The sequence below is a fragment of the Sphingomonas oligophenolica genome, assembly GCF_006438955.1.
GTDB lineage: Bacteria > Pseudomonadota > Alphaproteobacteria > Sphingomonadales > Sphingomonadaceae > Sphingomonas > Sphingomonas oligophenolica_A.
Genome location: NZ_RCZK01000004.1, coordinates 212,715 through 228,588 on the forward strand (window position 1 = coordinate 212,715; position 15,874 = coordinate 228,588).

At 67.2% G+C, this 15,874-nt stretch carries 10 protein-coding genes and 1 tRNA gene; 6 read left to right on the forward strand and 5 right to left on the reverse strand.

All coding sequences use genetic code 11. The annotated features are described in order from the left end of the window. Positions 1-1,089, forward strand: a complete 1,089-nt coding sequence (locus EAH84_RS07120; RefSeq protein WP_140869856.1) for a PepSY-associated TM helix domain-containing protein — start codon at positions 1-3, stop codon at positions 1,087-1,089. Between the two features lie 26 nt (positions 1,090-1,115). Here the strand turns inward: EAH84_RS07120 and EAH84_RS07125 are convergent, their stop codons facing one another. Both EAH84_RS07125 and EAH84_RS07130 read right to left on the reverse strand, forming a co-directional pair. Then, positions 1,116-5,714, reverse strand: coding sequence for an NAD-glutamate dehydrogenase (locus EAH84_RS07125; protein WP_140869859.1), 4,599 nt, complete (start codon positions 5,712-5,714; stop codon positions 1,116-1,118). Between the two features lie 107 nt (positions 5,715-5,821). Next, a complete protein-coding gene (locus tag EAH84_RS07130; RefSeq protein WP_140869862.1) occupies positions 5,822-7,111 on the reverse strand; it encodes a hypothetical protein in 1,290 nt (429 codons plus the stop codon). 175 nt (positions 7,112-7,286) lie between these two features. On the opposite strand from EAH84_RS07130, the gene EAH84_RS07135 reads away from it, so the two are divergent. After that, positions 7,287-7,362: transfer RNA gene (locus EAH84_RS07135), tRNA-Thr, on the forward strand. 169 nt (positions 7,363-7,531) lie between these two features. Here EAH84_RS07135 and EAH84_RS07140 read toward each other — a convergent pair. Together EAH84_RS07140 and EAH84_RS07145 are read right to left on the reverse strand one after the other, a co-directional pair. After that, positions 7,532-8,161 carry a hypothetical protein gene (locus EAH84_RS07140; protein ID WP_140869866.1) on the reverse strand — a complete coding sequence of 210 codons (630 nt, stop codon included), beginning with the start codon at positions 8,159-8,161 and terminating at the stop codon, positions 7,532-7,534. A gap of 112 nt (positions 8,162-8,273) precedes the next feature. Beyond that, complete coding sequence (locus EAH84_RS07145) at positions 8,274-8,930, reverse strand: hypothetical protein (RefSeq protein ID WP_140869868.1); 657 nt, start codon at positions 8,928-8,930, stop codon at positions 8,274-8,276. Positions 8,931-9,208: 278 nt separating this feature from the next. On the opposite strand from EAH84_RS07145, the gene EAH84_RS07155 reads away from it, so the two are divergent. Then, positions 9,209-9,406 (forward strand): hypothetical protein, encoded by a 198-nt coding sequence (locus EAH84_RS07155; protein WP_140869873.1) that lies wholly within the window; start codon positions 9,209-9,211, stop codon positions 9,404-9,406. Here the strand turns inward: EAH84_RS07155 and EAH84_RS07160 are convergent. Beyond that, positions 9,393-9,743, reverse strand: coding sequence for a hypothetical protein (locus EAH84_RS07160; RefSeq protein WP_140869876.1), 351 nt, complete (start codon positions 9,741-9,743; stop codon positions 9,393-9,395). The two genes, EAH84_RS07155 and EAH84_RS07160, sit on opposite strands and share 14 nt — an antisense overlap. Positions 9,744-9,837: 94 nt before the next feature. Here EAH84_RS07160 and EAH84_RS07165 point away from each other — a divergent pair, with 94 nt between their 5' ends. From EAH84_RS07165 to EAH84_RS07175, 3 genes are read left to right on the forward strand one after another with little or no spacing between them, the layout of a single operon-like run. Next, the gene (locus tag EAH84_RS07165) at positions 9,838-10,506 is read left to right on the forward strand and encodes a hypothetical protein (protein WP_140869879.1); all 669 of its coding nucleotides are present in this window, start codon (positions 9,838-9,840) and stop codon (positions 10,504-10,506) included. Beyond that, on the forward strand, positions 10,503-11,231 hold the full coding sequence (locus tag EAH84_RS07170) for a hypothetical protein (protein WP_140869882.1): 729 nt from the start codon (positions 10,503-10,505) through the stop codon (positions 11,229-11,231). Before EAH84_RS07165 ends, EAH84_RS07170 begins: the two co-directional genes overlap by 4 nt. Before the next feature lie 24 nt (positions 11,232-11,255). Then, positions 11,256-15,677, forward strand: coding sequence for a hypothetical protein (locus EAH84_RS07175; RefSeq protein ID WP_140869884.1), 4,422 nt, complete (start codon positions 11,256-11,258; stop codon positions 15,675-15,677). Positions 15,678-15,874: the final 197 nt, after the last annotated feature.

Below are 15,874 nucleotides of genomic sequence, written 5' to 3' on the forward strand. Positions count from 1 at the left end.
ATGACGACCATCGCACTCCGGCGGGCCTGGTTCCAGGTTCACAAGTGGATCGGGCTGGCGCTCGCGATCCTGATCATTCCCCTGTCGCTGTCGGGGGCGGCGTTAGTTTGGGACGAGGGTCTCGACCGGGCCATCAATCCCGATCGCTACGCCGTGAGCGGGACCGCGATCGTGGCGCCCGATACCTATGTCGCGGCGGCGCGCGCGGTGCTGGCGCCGGGCGACCGGATCGCGACGCTGACGCTACCCGGTGACGAAGGGCCAGTGTCGGTGGTCGCCAGTCGCGCGGCCACCACCGACCGACCGGGGCCACCGGCGCGGATGACCGTGTACCTAGATCCGCCCAGCGCGCGAGTGCTTGCCGTCGCGTCGGGCAACGGCGGCCTTGTCCGATTCCTCCATCGTCTCCACGGCAGCCTGCAGATCCCGGGGGTCGGGCGCAGTGTCGTCGGGTCGATTGGGGTGTTCATGATGGTCTCGTCGCTCACCGGCCTGTGGCTGTGGTGGCCGACGAAGGGGAGTCTGAAGCGTGCTTTCCGCTGGGGACGGCATCGTCACCTCGACACCAATATCCACCAGACGTTCGGGTTCTGGATCGCGTTGCCGCTGTTCGTGCTGTCGCTGACCGGTGCGTGGATCAGCTTTCCCGGCTTCTCCGGCGCGCTGACGGGGGAGGCACCGCGGGGTGAACGCCCGCGGACGCGCCCGGTGCCGCTCGCGACCCCGGCGCAGTCGATCGCGGCGGTGATCGCGCGGGCGCGCGGCGAGGCGAGGGGCAACTTGCGATCGATCGCTTGGCCGACCACGACGAGCCCTGACTGGACGGTGACTTTTGCGGGCGCTCGGCAGCCGATCAAGGTCGCCGACGATAGCGGGGTCGCGAGCGCGGCACCCGAGCGCGACCGGGCAAAGGTCGGGCGGCTGATGCGGCGAATTCACGACGGCACCGGGATGGGTGCCGCGTGGCAAACGGTGATTGTCGTCGGCGGCATCCTGCCCGCGGTGCTCGCGATGACCGGGGTGATCATGTGGTGGCGCAACCGCGGTTGGCGCGCGATGGTGAAGGCGCGGCTGGCGGCGCGCGGCTAATTTCCTCCCCGGACCTTGGGGAGGAATTATCGGCCCAGCAGCACGCGTGCCTGGCCCGCGATCTGCGCGAGCATCGCGGCGTTGGGTTGCGCGGCCTGCCTGGCGCGGTCGACCAGCGCCCTGAACTGCGCGACCCGCGCGGCGTTCGCATCGAGCCAGCCCGCGACGAACGCGCCCGGATCGCCGACCCCGCCGCGCGCGAGAAATTCGAGGCGAAGCTGCTGGAAATCGCGCGCCAGCCCCGCGATCAGCAGGCGTTCCCACGGATCGCTCGACGCGATCCGCGCCGCGGTCGATTGCGCCCAGTCGAGCCCGAGCGCCTGGCCGAGGTGCGTGAACGCGCGGGTGAGATCGGCCTCGTCGAGCCCGAGGCACTCGCCGAGATCGGCGAGCCCGATCGCACCGTCGAGTTCGAAGAGCCGCACGACCTTTTGCGCCAAGTGGCGCGGCGCGCCGACGGCTTCGAGTTCGGCGGCGATCCGCCCGCTGTGCGCGCTCGCTTCCTCGAGCAGCAGCGCCTTGGTCTGCGCATCGAGCGCGGCAATACCGGCCTTCATCCGCCCGATCACCATGCCTGGTAGTGTCCCCGGCGAGGTCGCACGAAGCAGATCGGCGATCTGCGACCGGGTTGCGATCGCGACTTCGTTGAACAGTGCGATCCGTGCCGCCTCTGGCATCGCGGCGGCTTCGATCTCGGCCCACAGCGCGCGGAGCCCGAACAATTCCTCGACGACGACGAACATTGCGACGATGTCCCCCATCGCCGCGCCCTCTTCCTCGGCGAGTTCGAACGGGTTGAGGATGCCGAGCCGGTTGACGAGGCGGTTGGCGAGCTTGGTGGCGACGATTTCGGCGCGCAGCCGATGCTCGTCGATCGCGCCGCGCCACGATTCTCGCATCGCGGGGGGAAACGCTTGGTGGAGATCGTCTTCGAGCTCGGGCGCCATGCCGAGCCCGGCGCGTTCGATCGCATCCTGCAGCGCGAGCTTGGCGGTCGCGAGCAGCACCGCAAGTTCGGGGCGGGTCAGCCCGTGGCCATCAAGCCCGCGGCGGAGCAGATCGTCGTTGCCGCCCAAGCCTTCGACCTTGCGATCGAGCCGCCCGGCGTTTTCAAAAATCTCGATGACGCGGACGTAGCTGGGGATCGCGGTCGCGCCATCGGCTTCCGCGATCGACAGCGCCAGTGTCTGAAGCCGATTGTCCTCGAGCACCAAGTGCGCGACGTCGTCGGTCATGCTGGCGAGCAACGCGTTGCGGTCGTCGAACGACACCCGACCCTCGATCATCTCGCGGTTGAGCGCGATCTTGATGTTGACCTCGTTGTCCGAACAATCAACGCCCGCCGAATTGTCGATGAAGTCGGCGTTGATCCGCCCGCCACGCGCCGCGAACGCGATTCGTGCGGCCTGGGTGATACCAAGATTCGCGCCTTCGCCGATCGCGGTGACGCGCAGCTCCTCGGCGTCGATGCGGAGTCGATCGTTGGCGGGATCGCCGACCTGGATGTTGTTTTCGGCGGCGGCCTTCACATAGGTGCCGATGCCGCCAAACCAGAGCAGGTCGGCGGGTGCCTTCAGGATGGCGGCGATCAGCATGCCCGGGTCGAGCGCCGCATCGGCGATACCGAGCGCGTCCTGCGCCTGTTTCGAGAGCGTGATGACCTTATCGGCGCGCGAGAAGACCCCGCCACCCTTCGAGATCAGCGACTTGTCGTAATCGTCCCATGACGATCGCGGCAACCGGAACATGCGGTCGCGTTCGACCCAGCTGGTCGCGGGATCGGGGTCGGGATCGATGAAGATGTGGCGGTGATCGAACGCGGCGACGAGCTTGATCGTCTTCGACAGCAACATGCCGTTGCCGAACACGTCGCCCGACATGTCGCCGCAGCCGACGACGCGGATGGGGTCGCGCTGGACGTTGATCCCGCGCTCGGCGAAATGCCGCTGAACGCTGATCCACGCGCCCTTGGCGGTAATCCCCATCGCCTTGTGGTCGTAGCCCTGGCTGCCGCCGCTCGCGAACGCGTCGCCCAGCCAGAAGTCGCGTTCGAGCGCCAGCGCGTTGGCGACGTCGCTGAACGTCGCGGTACCCTTGTCGGCGGCGACGACGAAATAGGGATCGTCGCCGTCGAGGATCGTCACGCCCTGGGGGTGGACGACGCTGCCCTCGACGATGTTGTCGGTGATCGACAGCAGCGAGCGAATGAAGATGCGATAGCTCTCGGTGCCTTCGGCGAACCACGCGTCGCGATCGGTGGCGGGGGAGGGGAGCTGTTTGGGGTAGAAGCCGCCCTTCGCGCCGGTGGGGACGATTACCGCGTTCTTGACGCGTTGCGCCTTCATCAGCCCCAAGATTTCGATCCGGAAATCGTCGCGGCGATCGGACCAGCGCAGGCCGCCGCGCGCGACTGGCCCGGCGCGCAGATGGATGCCCTCTACCCGCGGGCTGTACACCCAGATCTCGCGCCACGGCACGGGGGCAGGGAGGCCGGGGATCAGGCTGCTGTCGAGTTTGAACGCCAATGCCTCGCGCGCCGCGGGGGCAAAGGCGTTGGTGCGGAGCGTCGCGGCGACCATGCTGCGGTAGGCGCGCAGGATCCGGTCGTCGTCGATCGCGGAAACCGCCTCCAGCCCGCGATCGATCGCGCCGTCGGCGCGGCTGGTGCTTTCGAGCGACTGCGGATCGTGCGTCGCACCGAACCGGTCGATCAGCGCGGTCGCAACATCGGGCGCGCGGCGCAATGCATCGACCACCGTGGTCAGGCCGTAGGACATCCCCGCTTGGCGCAAGTAACGGAACCACGCACGGAACAGCACGACCGATTGCGGGTCCATCGCGGCATCGACGATCAGGCGGTTGAACGCGTCGTTCTCCGCGCGCCCCTCCAGCACCGCGGCGATCGCGTCTTCGAGGATGTGCGGGTCGCTCGACAGCGGGCCGCCTGCGTCAACAACGAATTCATGGACGTAGGAGCGCGCGTCGTCGGTCAGCGCGGTCGGCAGCTCCTCGATCACGCGAAACCCGAAATTCTCGAGCACCGGCACAGCGTCCGACAGCGCGAGCGCGCCGCCCTGACGATAGAGTTTGAGGTAGGTCGTGCCGTCGCGGTGGTACAGCCGCACCGATCGGGCACCCGAATCGGCAAGGTCCGCGAGGCGGATGATATCGGCGGCGGCCTCGTCGGCGGTGTTGGCGTTGCGATAGCCGGTCGGGAACGTCCCGGCATGGCGCAGCATCAGCCGCGTCGCGCGCGACGGGCCGACCTGGGTCGCCAGCGCCGCCTCGATCGCGGGACCCCAGCCACGGACCATTCGTTCGAGCCGATCCTCGAGCGGCGCGTGGTCCGGCATTCGCCCCGCGCCGCGCAGATCGACGGTGTAGCGCAGCAACGCGACCGTGCCGTCCTCGAGCGCGATCGACCAGTTGAGGATGCTGCCGTTTGCGGCCTCGCCCAGCATCTCGCCGATCGCGATCCGGCGCGCGGTGGTAAGGTCGTCGCGTGGCAGCCACACAAACGCGAACAGATGCCGTGCGAGCGCCGATTTCACCATCACCAGCGCGGGGCGCGGACGATCGGCAAGGCTCATCGCGGTCAGCGCCAGCTGTTCGAGCGCGCCGGGGGGGAAGGCAACGACGAGATCGTGCGGCAGCGCGGTCAGCGCGTGGGTCAGCGCCTTGCCGGTGTGGCCCTTGGGGTCGAACCCGAACTTGGCTTCGAGCGCGGCGAGGTGGGTCCGCAGCACGGGAACGTCGCGCGGGCGCGCGGTGAGCGCCGCGCTGGTCCACAGCCCGGCGTGGATCGAGAGACCGGTGATGGTGGGGCCGTCCTTGCGCGGCACGATGACCAGATCGAGCGGCACCGCGCGATGGACGGCCGAGATCAGGTTCGATTTGAGCAGCAGCGGGGCGGCATCCGGATCGGCTTCGAACCATTCGATCGCGGCGGTGCGCGATGCCTCGGCGAGGATCGGAACGGCGTGGTCGTGGCGCGCGATGCCGAGTTCATCGCTGCTGGTGCCATCGCAGGTCCAGTGCTGGTGACCGAGTTGGGTGAAGTGGCCGTCGATGAACCAACGCAGCAATGCCGCGCCTTCGCCCGGCACCAACGTCGCTTCGTCGCGCGCCATCGCGCGCTGGAGTTCGGGCCAGTCGACCACCGCATCGCGCACGTCGGTCAACACCGCGTGGAGGCGGCGGACGAGGTCGCGGCGCGCGCGCGCATCGGCGCGTTCCAGCTCCAGATACACCATCGATTCGGGATTGCCTGCGCCGCCGATGTCCTCGATCTCGCCATCGGCGGATCGGGTCACGCGGACGACGGGATGGATGATCCGATCGATGTCGAGGTCGGCGGCGCCGATCGCGGCGGCGATCGAATCCACCAGGAACGGCATGTCGTCGTTGACGATGCCGAGCCGCATCCGGCGCCGGACGTCGTCGGAAGGAATCGGCTGCAGCGCGATCGCGGCCTTGCCGGGCTTGCGCCGGGCACCCGCGGTGACGAGGAAGCGCGCGGCCTCTTCGATCTCTGGCCGGTCGAACCCGACGAGTTCACCGGGCAGCGCGCCCTTGGTTAGCCGCGCGGCCAGCGCGTCGATCGGTGTCTGGGGAGAATGAGCCATGCGCGGGAGGCCTACGCCCGCGGACAGGCTAGCTCAAGAGCGATCGAGCGTTTGCGATTATGTCTCGCACGCGCAACAAATCAACCGCGCGGGTCAGCCGCCCGTCGTCAGGCCGCGGCGCGCTTCACCACGGTTTCGACGAGCGCGGGTTGGTCGATCCGTTGGACGATGTCGAGCGTGCCGTCGCGGCCCGCGCGTGCGACCAGCACGACGAATTCGCCATCGCCCGCGCCGATCGGCACGGTGGCGAGTACCGGCAGCGTGCGCAGTTCGGCGGCGGCGCGGGCATAGAGGTCGGGGCGCGGGGCGGGGCGGCGCGCGGCGCGTTCGGCGGCGACGATCGCCTTGATGCCGCCAGCGAACCCCTCGAGAAACGCGCCGAGACCCGCGGCGGCGACCGCGTGGCGGCGGGCGTGGCTCAGCACCGCAGCATATTCCGCGAGCCGGGTCTTGTCGTATTCCGCGCCGAAGACGAGCTTGACGATCGGCGTCATCGGTGCGCGGGCCTGCGCGGTGATCAGCGCGTCGTCGAGCAGCGCGCGATACGCGGCCTCGTCGGCATCCGCGGCCAGCGCGAAATCATGCGCCCGACCGAGCGCGCGATAGAGCGCGGCGCGGCCGCGGGCATCGGCGCCGCGCACCTGCGCCGCGGATTCGCGTGCCATCGCCAGCCGATCGCCGAGCGCGCCGGTCGGGGCGGGCGGCATCATGCGATCGGGGTCTTCGTTTTCGTTTTCGACTTCGGCGTCGTCCTCATCCCGGTCGTCTAACCCTGCGCTCGGCCCATCGGCCCAGACCGGGATGTCGTTGGTCGTCGGCGCGGTGCGGACCGCGGCGTCGAGCTCGGCGGTCAGCGTCGCCTGGGTGTCGGCGTCGGCCATCACCTTCCAGTTGATGACCCCGTAGATGAAATCGATGTCGACGCCATTCGACGAAAATGGCATCAGGATGCCGCGGTACAATGTGGTGCAGCCGCTGTTACCGACGAATTCGGCCTCGAACCCGATCGGCGCACGATTGGCGATGATCTGGAGATAATGGTCGGTCAGCCGCGACAGCAGCGACCGGCTGGGCACTTCGGCGACGCGGCGGATGGCCGCGTCGAGCCCGCATTCCAGGCGCAGCGCGGCGCCGAGAAAGGCGATCGTCGGATCCTCGATGCCGTGGCCGAAATCGAGCAGCACGCTATGCGGTCCGAAATCGGTGATGCTGTCGGGATCGAGCCGATCGATCGCGGGGAAGGGCGCGCCGTGGAGCAGCGAGACCCAATGGTTGTAGGCGCGAACATGCATCCGGCGCTCGTCGCCGCCCAGATCGAACACCTGATCTTCGACCGCGCCGTCGGTCGCATCGTCGATCTCGGTTCGTGCGTTGTCGAAGCCGCCTGTCGTATCCATGCGAATGCGTACCCTCACCGACCGAGCCCAACGCCCGTCGCAGGGTGTTTGCCACCAAGGTGGTAAACGCGCCGTAAAGAGGCGCAAACGACCTGCCGAACCGCTTGTCAGCCCCCCCGACACCTGTTACTCGCCCGCCTTCGCCGATCGCCGCCCGCGGTGTTCGGCGCACCAGGCCGCTTTAGCTCAGCTGGTAGAGCATCGCATTCGTAATGCGGGGGTCACAGGTTCGAGTCCTGTAAGCGGCACCATTATTTATCATTCTAAATCAATGAGGTAGCCGTCGCCTGGTGCCCCGCGGTAGGGCCGGCGGCTGTTTCATCGCGTACTCTTGATTTCGGCTGATTTCCGCCGTTTCCGTCTGACCCCCGGCGACTCCATGCAACACGGGTGCAACATGGCCCGCGTCATTCGGGCCCATCAAACCGGCACGCCAATCTCGTCCGGCCAGATCGCCCGCCAATGCACGCCTCCCGTGTCGGTCGCGATCTCGCCGCCCAGCGATCCGTATGACGACTGCAGGTTGAGGTGCCCGAGGAGCGGCCGCTTCCCCGTCTCCGAATCAGGTTCGATCGCGAAAACGGGTAACATCGGCACGTCGTCGTGAATCTGCTCGTGTTCCTGTTCGCCGAAATCGTCGACGCCAAGGTCGCTCTCCGGATCAAACCCGCGGCGGTCATCCTCGATCGACGTGTCGCGGTCGTCATCCTCGTCATCCTCGCCGATCGGCCAGCCCCGCAGACCGGGTCGCTGCTCGCCGCCATGCGACAGCTTGTGGCGACCGCGTGTATTCCATTCGGTGTAGGCGACTTCGGCGTCATCAGGGTCGCCGGGAAGGCCGCGGACATCACTGATGTAGAAGCCGGGATCGTCATCGCGCGCCGAACAGCAATCGCCGTCGTCGTCTTCCGCGTCCTCCGGCACGCCAGGAAGGCCATCGGGCGCGCTGTCGTCGTCGGCGGGGTCATAGTCGTTGCCGGGCGCGATCATCAGCACGCTTCCGCGCTCGTCATCCTCGCCTTCCGGATCCCCGTCGATCGCGTCGAGCATGTCGATCAATCCGTCGATCGTCTCGCCGATCTCGCGGGCGGCGTCGGCGCGACCGAGCCGCTGGGCCAGATCGCACAAGGGCACGAGCTGGGCCCCGGCCTGCATGCGGAGCTCAAGCATCGGCCCGCTCCTCGATCAGACGATCGACGTCATCAAATATCGGCTTGAGGTAGTCCATGCTGAATGACTGCAAGTGGCCATCCTCGTCGGCGGTGATCCCGTGGCGAAGCTTCCATTGAAGGGCCCTCAGATTGGGCGCTGGCATCGCCATCAAGGCGTGCTCGGCGGCAACAACGGCGTCATCGTGACGTTCGAACGACGTGCAGACGCGCTCGATATTGAACCGGCGATCGTTGACCGTGCGGAGGCGACGATATTCGGCGACGGTGTCAATCGCGTCAAGACGACGCTGCTTCGCCAAGGCTGAGCCGGTCCAAAGGCCGTTCTCATTCGAGATGACCCAACGGCGATAGGCATCAATGTCGAGCGTATGCGCCACAGCGTTGCGATCGGAGAACGGGAATTCGCTCCAGTCGATGATTGCCTGGCTCGGCTTGTTCGCCTCCCATCCGACCATCACTCGGTCATGATAGACGTCGAATCGTGCGGCGCGCTTTTTGGCCCGCTCGTAGGTGATCATCGCGGCATCCCAACCGGAGGCGGAGGGGGCTGCGAGGGCTGGCATCGCGCCAATCATGGCGACAGCGGGAATTGCCACAACGGCGTCGAGCATCGCGCGGCGAGTTATGATAGTGACGTGGTTAGCCATTGCCGTTCCTTTCGAGAGAAGGCGGTTCGTGGTTAGAGCCGGAGCAAGGGTCCTAAGCCTTGCTTCGGCTCGGCTTTCTGCTACCAATAACCTATGACCGCGTCAACGCCTGATATCAAAAACCTTGGCGGGCGCCCGCGAACAGGCATCGGCACACCAGTCATGGTGCGCCTGCAGCCCGACCAGCTCGGCGCGCTCGACCAGTGGATTGCGAACCATGAAACAGCCCCCTCCCGCCCCGAGGCAATCCGTCAGCTGCTCGAGCAGGCGTTGAAGCCATGAACCGCGAGCAAGAGGCCGCGATCGTGCAAGCATTCATCGACGAACTGGGCGCCGGTCCTCATACCGGCACCGAAGCCTTCCGCGCGTTCCTGGGCCTCGAGGCCATATCGGGACAGCTCTTCGAAGGCCTCGGCGGCGATCCGTGGCAACAGGTACACGCGCTGCTGAATCGGCGCGGGGTCACGAGCGGCTGAGCGCTTCACCTTCGCGGCTCGTCGCCTCTTCGTCGGTCTCGGCCTCACGAACCATGACGACGTTGACCGGCTTCGGATTAAGCGCGCGCTCCACTGTGCGCTTGCTCAATCCGGTTTCATCCGCAATCTGCTTTGCGACGCCAACCGGCCTCCCGCCTTGCGGTCCAGATTTAGGTTTTGCGTCAATCTGTCGCGAAACCTCGGCCCGCGCTTCGAGCAGGTCAGCATATCGCCAGATATGCTCGTCGCGCTGCTCCTTGGTCAGATCGAGCCGATGCCCAGAGATTCGGCCAGCGTTCGCCAGCGTTAGCGGGTTCCAGCCGGTAACGGCCAGCATTGGCGGGGGGACGGTCGCGCGCGCGCGCGTGTACGCTCGCGGGCACGAGGGCAACGATCCGCCGAGCCCGCGCGACATCATCGGGTGACGACCCATGACGACCAATCCCGCGCTGCATGCGGCCACGACCAGCTACACGCCGCCCTCACTGGCCGCGCTGACCGACCCGCCCAGCTTCCTGTTCCGCAACCCCGATCCCCGCGCCGGTCGCCGCTTCCGCTACGCCCTGATCGAGGCCGGGCTTCGCTGCCACGACAGCGCGGCTATCGAGCGCGAGACGATCGCCACGATGCGCAATCTCTGGACCGGCGACGCCGACATGCTCGCCAGCAACGAAGCCCGGCTCCGCGCATTCTGGCAGGCGGTTCGCGACGCCGAGACCGATCCGACCGTCACGATCGACCAGGACGAAGCCGACGCGATCAGCGAAGCGATGGGCAAGCTGGTCGACGCATCGCCAGCCCTGCGCACCATGTCCGAGCAAAACGCGTTGTTCGGCGAGGATGCGCCCAAGCTGGCGCTCTGCAGGCTGCTCGCCGGATGGACCGGGCTCGCCACGCCGTACCGCTTCCACATGGGCAGCATTCCGATGGCGACGATCGACGCGCTGCAGGACGAGATCAACGACATCGAGGTGAAGGCCGCAATGGCCGAGGTGCCGGGCATCGCGGGCATCGCGTTCGATGAGCTGGCGCTCCACGCGCTCGCGCTGCTCGGCTTCACCGGTGCCGTCCCCATCGAACCGGAGGGAATCGCGGCATGAAGATCGGCGTCACCACCCCGCCGGGCTATTCGCTCACGCCCTGGCGCCGGGACGTGTCGAGCAAAGTCGCCAACGCCGCGGCCAACGCCACCGCGAAAGCCGCCGACGGCGCGCGCGACGATATCCGGACAGCGATGCAGGGGCAGCGGCTGGGCAAGCTGTCGAACGTGATCGGCTCGACCAGCGACCGTGCGAAGAAGCGGACCAAGGTCGGCTCGGACGGCAGCTTCGACATCGGCGGGTTCGTTTACGCCAAGATCAGATCGGCCCGCACGCTGGGTGCCATCGAATCCTACGTCGACAATGAGACGACCACGATCCGGCCGGGCGGCAAGTGGCTGGCGATCGCCGGTCCCGAGATCCCCCAGAAGGTCGGACGGCGCAAGATGACCCCCGCGCTGTATCGCTCGGCGGGTCTCGAATCCTCGATCGGCCCACTCGTGTTCGTGAGGGGGCGGCACCCCGGCGTCGCGCGACTGGTCGTTGACACCACGATCCTGCGCAGCCGCGGCGGTAGGGCGAAGGCGACCAAGACGCTCCGGTCGACCAAGTCGCGCGCCCGGGTGTCGATCACCGCGTTCATTCTCATCCGCGCAACGCGCCGGTCGCGCCGGGTCGATCCCCGGTCGATCGCCGCTCGGTGGCAAGCGCGTCTCCCGCAACTGATCGAACGCGAACTCAATACCGGCGCCCGGCAGGGCACGCCGTCGCTGTCCGTGTCGTGATCGCCCGCATCGAAAGGACCCGTCATGGGTAACCAGCTCAACTCTTTCCCGCTCGTGATCTCGGTCAAGGAAGACGGCCAGCTCGCCGCCACCACGAAGCGGATCGAGCAATTCATCGGCGGCGGCTTCGAACGCGCTGCGCGAACTGCGGAGGATGCCGGGAGGCGGATCAACAAGGCCTTCGACATCGGCGATGCCCGGCGCCAGGTCGAGCAGTTCGGCCGCGCGATCGGTGAGCTCAAAACGAAGTCGATCGCAGACCCGCTGGGCATCAAGGCCTCAGCCGCCGCGCTCAACGGGTCGACGTTCCAGAAGCTCGCCAACGATCAACTCGCCGCGGAAAACGGCCTTGCTCGACAGCGCGAGCAATACGCGCAGGAACGGGTCGCGCAGATCCAGCGTGAAGCGACCCTCGCCATCGCCGCGATCAATGATCGCAAGGCAGCGCAGACCGCCGCGTTCCAGAAAGCGGAGGCCGAGGGGCAGGCGCTGATCCAGCAGCAACAGCAGCGGGTCGCCGAGGCGGTCAAAAATGTCGCCGCGCCGAGCGCGCCGCAGCCGGTGTTCTTCGATCCGGCGGGCGCGCAGGCATCCGCCACCGCCGCGCGAACCTTTGCCACGTCGCTCGATCAGATCGCGCGCGCCGCCGAGCACGTCGCGGTGAACGGGCGGGACGTGACGCAGACGGATCGCGATCAGGCCGTCGCGATGCGCGAGGCTGCCAACGCCGCCAGCTTCCAAGCCAACCGGCTCGAGGCGCTCGCCGTCAATCAGGCGAGGGTCGCCACCGCCGCGGGCGAGATCGGGACCAAGTTCAACACCGCGGGCGCGATCGTCACCCGATCGGCCAACGCGCAGCAATTCGCGATCCGCAACGTCGGTCAGCAGTTTGGCGATTTCGGCCTGTCGGTCGCGGCGGGGATCAGTCCGGCGCGGGCGTTCGGTCAACAGGCCGGTCAGCTGGGATACGCGCTGTCGGAGATGGGCGGGAAGCTCGGCGCAGTCGGCGCGTTCTTGACCGGCCCGTGGGGTATCGCGCTCACCGTCGCCGCCGCTGTCGCCGCTCCGTTCGTCGAGAAGCTGTTTGAGACCGGCGAAGCGGCCAAGGTGGCGGAGCTCGCATCGTCCAGGCTTGGCGACGCCGAAAGCACCCTCGCCGACATCTTCGGCAAGACGTCGAGCAAGATCGCCGAGCAAACCGAACTGCTTCGCCTGAATGCGCGCGCGAAGGCGATCAACCTGCGCATCGAGGCGGCGAACGACGCGAATGATGCTCGGGCCGCATTCCGGGATGCGGGCAAGCCGAGCACCGGGCGCAAGCTCGCCGGCACGCTGGGCGTCGTCGGCGGCGCGCTCGCGCTCAACCGGTCGCTCTTCAGCAGCGGCGTCGACCAGTTCCGCGGCAATGATCCGGTGCGCGCGCTGGCGACGCGGGGCCGGGCGGCCCTGGCGATCAGCGACCCCGCGGCGCAGACCAAGGCGTTCGACGCGCTGCTACGGTCGACCGAGACCACCAATTTCGACGGCTCGGGTGTCGACAAGAAGGCGTTTATCGAGGCGGTATCGAAGGCGGCCGCCAGCCGGGCGAACACGGCGATTTCGAAGTATATCGACGAAAGCCTCGATAGCGGCAGGATCGCGCCGCAGCTCGTCAAGCCGACCAAGACGAAGGGCACGGGCACCGGCGGTAGGACCTCCCTGCTCAACGCGCAGGCGCGCCTCGACGCTGCCGACAATCCGGTTGAACAGGCCCGCGCGGGGCTCGCGGTGACCAAGGCCCAGAATGCCGAGCTGCTCGCGCAGGGCAAGATCACTGAGGCGACCTACCGGACCCGTGTGAAGGCCGCTCAGCTCGAGGTGAACCAAGCCGAGGGGCTCAAGAAGGCCACCGCCGCGGGCAAGGCCGCCGAGCGCGCCTACACGAAGCTTATCGATTTTGGGAAGAGCGCCGGTACCTCGATCGCGCAGATCAGCGCAGAATTCGACGACCAGCCGCGCCTCATCGATCGCGCCGCCGCCGCCACGCAGAAGCTGAGCGACCTGATCGCCGACCTTGGCCAGCGCCAGCCGCCCGGCTTCGAGGATCTGATCGCCGATGCCGAGAAGGCGAAGGGCATCGTCGAGACCGGCCTCACCAAGCCGTTCCGCGACCTTGTCGAAGCGCAGCAAGAACAGCTCGCCACCGGCAAGCTGATCCTCGCCGGGCGCCAGGATGAGGCCGATGCGCTCGGTCAGATCCTCCAGCTACAGCGGACCAAGGGCACGGTCACGGAAGCCGAACGGGCGGTGATCATCGCCAACACCAGCGCGCTCAAGGATCAGGCGAGCGAACTCGAGCGCCAGGCGCAATTCATCGATATCCAGGTGCGCGCTGCATCCGATCTTCAATCGGCACTAACCGACGCGCTGGAAAAGCCCTTCGCGAAAGGGTCGATCACCAAACTGACCGACGCATTGACCGCCGGCCGCCAGCGCCAGATCGCAGAGACATTATCGCTGAAACTATTCGGCGGCGATCTGGGCTCAAAGGTCCACGATGCGCTGACCCGCAATAACCAGCCGACGGTGCAAGCGGCGGACGCGCTCAAGGGGTCGGCGGCGAAACTGTCCGAGGCAGCCGCGGCGATCGCATCGGCCAAATCGAACGATCCGTCGATCGCGTCGCTGACCACCACGCCCACGGCATACGGCGCGAGTCCCGCCGGAGTCGCTGCGCAGATCGCGGGCCAGGTCGGAGACATCGTCGTCACCAGCCAGAAGCTCGATCAGAATCCGTTGGCCGACGCGCTCGGCCCGGTGAAATTCTCGCTCGATTCGAGCAGCCTGCCCGACCTGTCGAAGATCGCTGCCGAGAAAGCGGATCAGGATCGTCGGCGCGAGGCGGCCCAGGCCGTCGTTCTCAACTATGCCGCCCAGGCGATCGGCGGCAAAGGCGGCAACCTGATCAACGCCTATCAGAACAGCAAAGAGCTCGGCCACATCGGCGAGGATATCGCCAAGGGGCTCGGCGGGACCTTGGGCGAAAAGGTTGGCGGTGCGTTCACGGGCGCGGGGCAAGGCCTCGTCTCAGACTCGGCTCTGAAACTGCTCGGCGTCGAGAGCAGCAGCACCGGCGCGGCGATCGGCGGCGCGATCGGGTCGTTCGTGCCGATCCCCGGCGGCGCGTTCATCGGCGGTGCGATCGGCGGCATCATCGGCGGCCTATTCCAAAAGACGGCCAAGGGCTCGGCTGGTATCTCGGTCGCGAACGGCGCATTCGGCGCGGGTTCGTCATCCGGCTCGACCGGCGCGCTCGCCGCCCAGGCAGCAGGCCTGGCAGGCAGCGTCTCCGATGGCCTCAACTCGATCGCCAAGCAGCTTGGCGGGCTCGTCAGCGGCTCGACCGACGTCAAGATCGGCACGTACAAGGGCGAATTCCGCGTCAACGACCATGGCGGCGCGGTGGGCGGCGTGAAGGGGTCCGGCGCGGTGGGGTTCGGCACCGATGAAGCCGCGGCGATCAAGTTCGCGATCAAGGCCGCGCTCGACGACGGCGTGATCAGCGGCATCCGCGAATCGACCAAGCGCATCCTCGCGGCGGGCAAGGATCTCACCGCACAGCTGCAAAAGGCGACCGATTTCGAGAGCGTGTTCGCCGAGCTGAAGCAATATACCGATCCGGTCGGCGCCGCGGTCGACGCGCTCGACAAGCAGTTCGGGTATCTGCGCAGCGTGTTCGCGGAAGCCGGGGCCTCGACGCAGGAATATGCGGACCTCGAATCGCTCTACGCCTTCAAGCGCGCGGATGCGGTCAAGTCGGCGAGCAAGGACCTCACCTCGACGCTGCAGGGCTTGCTCGACAACCTCCGCTACAAGGGCGACAGCGGCCTATCACTGCGCACCCGCGAGAAGAATGCGCAGGCCGCATTCGATCCGCTCGCGGCAACGGTGCGCGGCGGCGGCGTGGTCGATCAGCAGGCGTTCACCGACGCGGCGCAAGCGTATCTCGACATCGAGCGCCAGCTTTACGGCTCGACCACAACCTATTTCGAGCGGTTGAGCGACATCACCGCGCTGACCGGCAAGGCGATTACGAACGCGGGCGGCACAATCCAGGGCGGGCCGATCGTCGCGAACGACAATTCCCCGGGTGCGATCGCGGCGGCATTGGTCGACCAGACCGATGCGCTGACGATCCCGCCCGGTAGCGCCGCCCTCTTCACGACCGGGCAATTCAGCGATGCGGTGGCAGCGGGGTTGACGATCGCCGCGCCGCAGCTGTCGGTGATCCAGCCCTCCAACGCCGACGTGGTCGACGCCATCAATGCGCAGACCGCCCAGCTCCGAGATCAGACCGAAACGATGCGCGCGGGGTTCAACCTGATGATCAGCACCACCGGCAAGCTGAGCGGCGGGGGCGGGAACGCTTTCTCGGAAGGGCAGGCCTACACGCTCCGGAACGCTTGATCCTGGAGCGCACGATAGGGGTTGCCGCTCTGCGCAGGGCAGCTAGTCTCCTGGAAAACAGGGGGAGAGGATATCGGAATTTAAGGCCTGGTGGGAAGCGCGGGGTGATGCTCTGAGGAAGAGAATTTGCCATTATAACTAGCCTTTTCAGTTGGTTGGCGCGATGCTCAACCCGGCTAGTGCGATAGAGGCTCGAG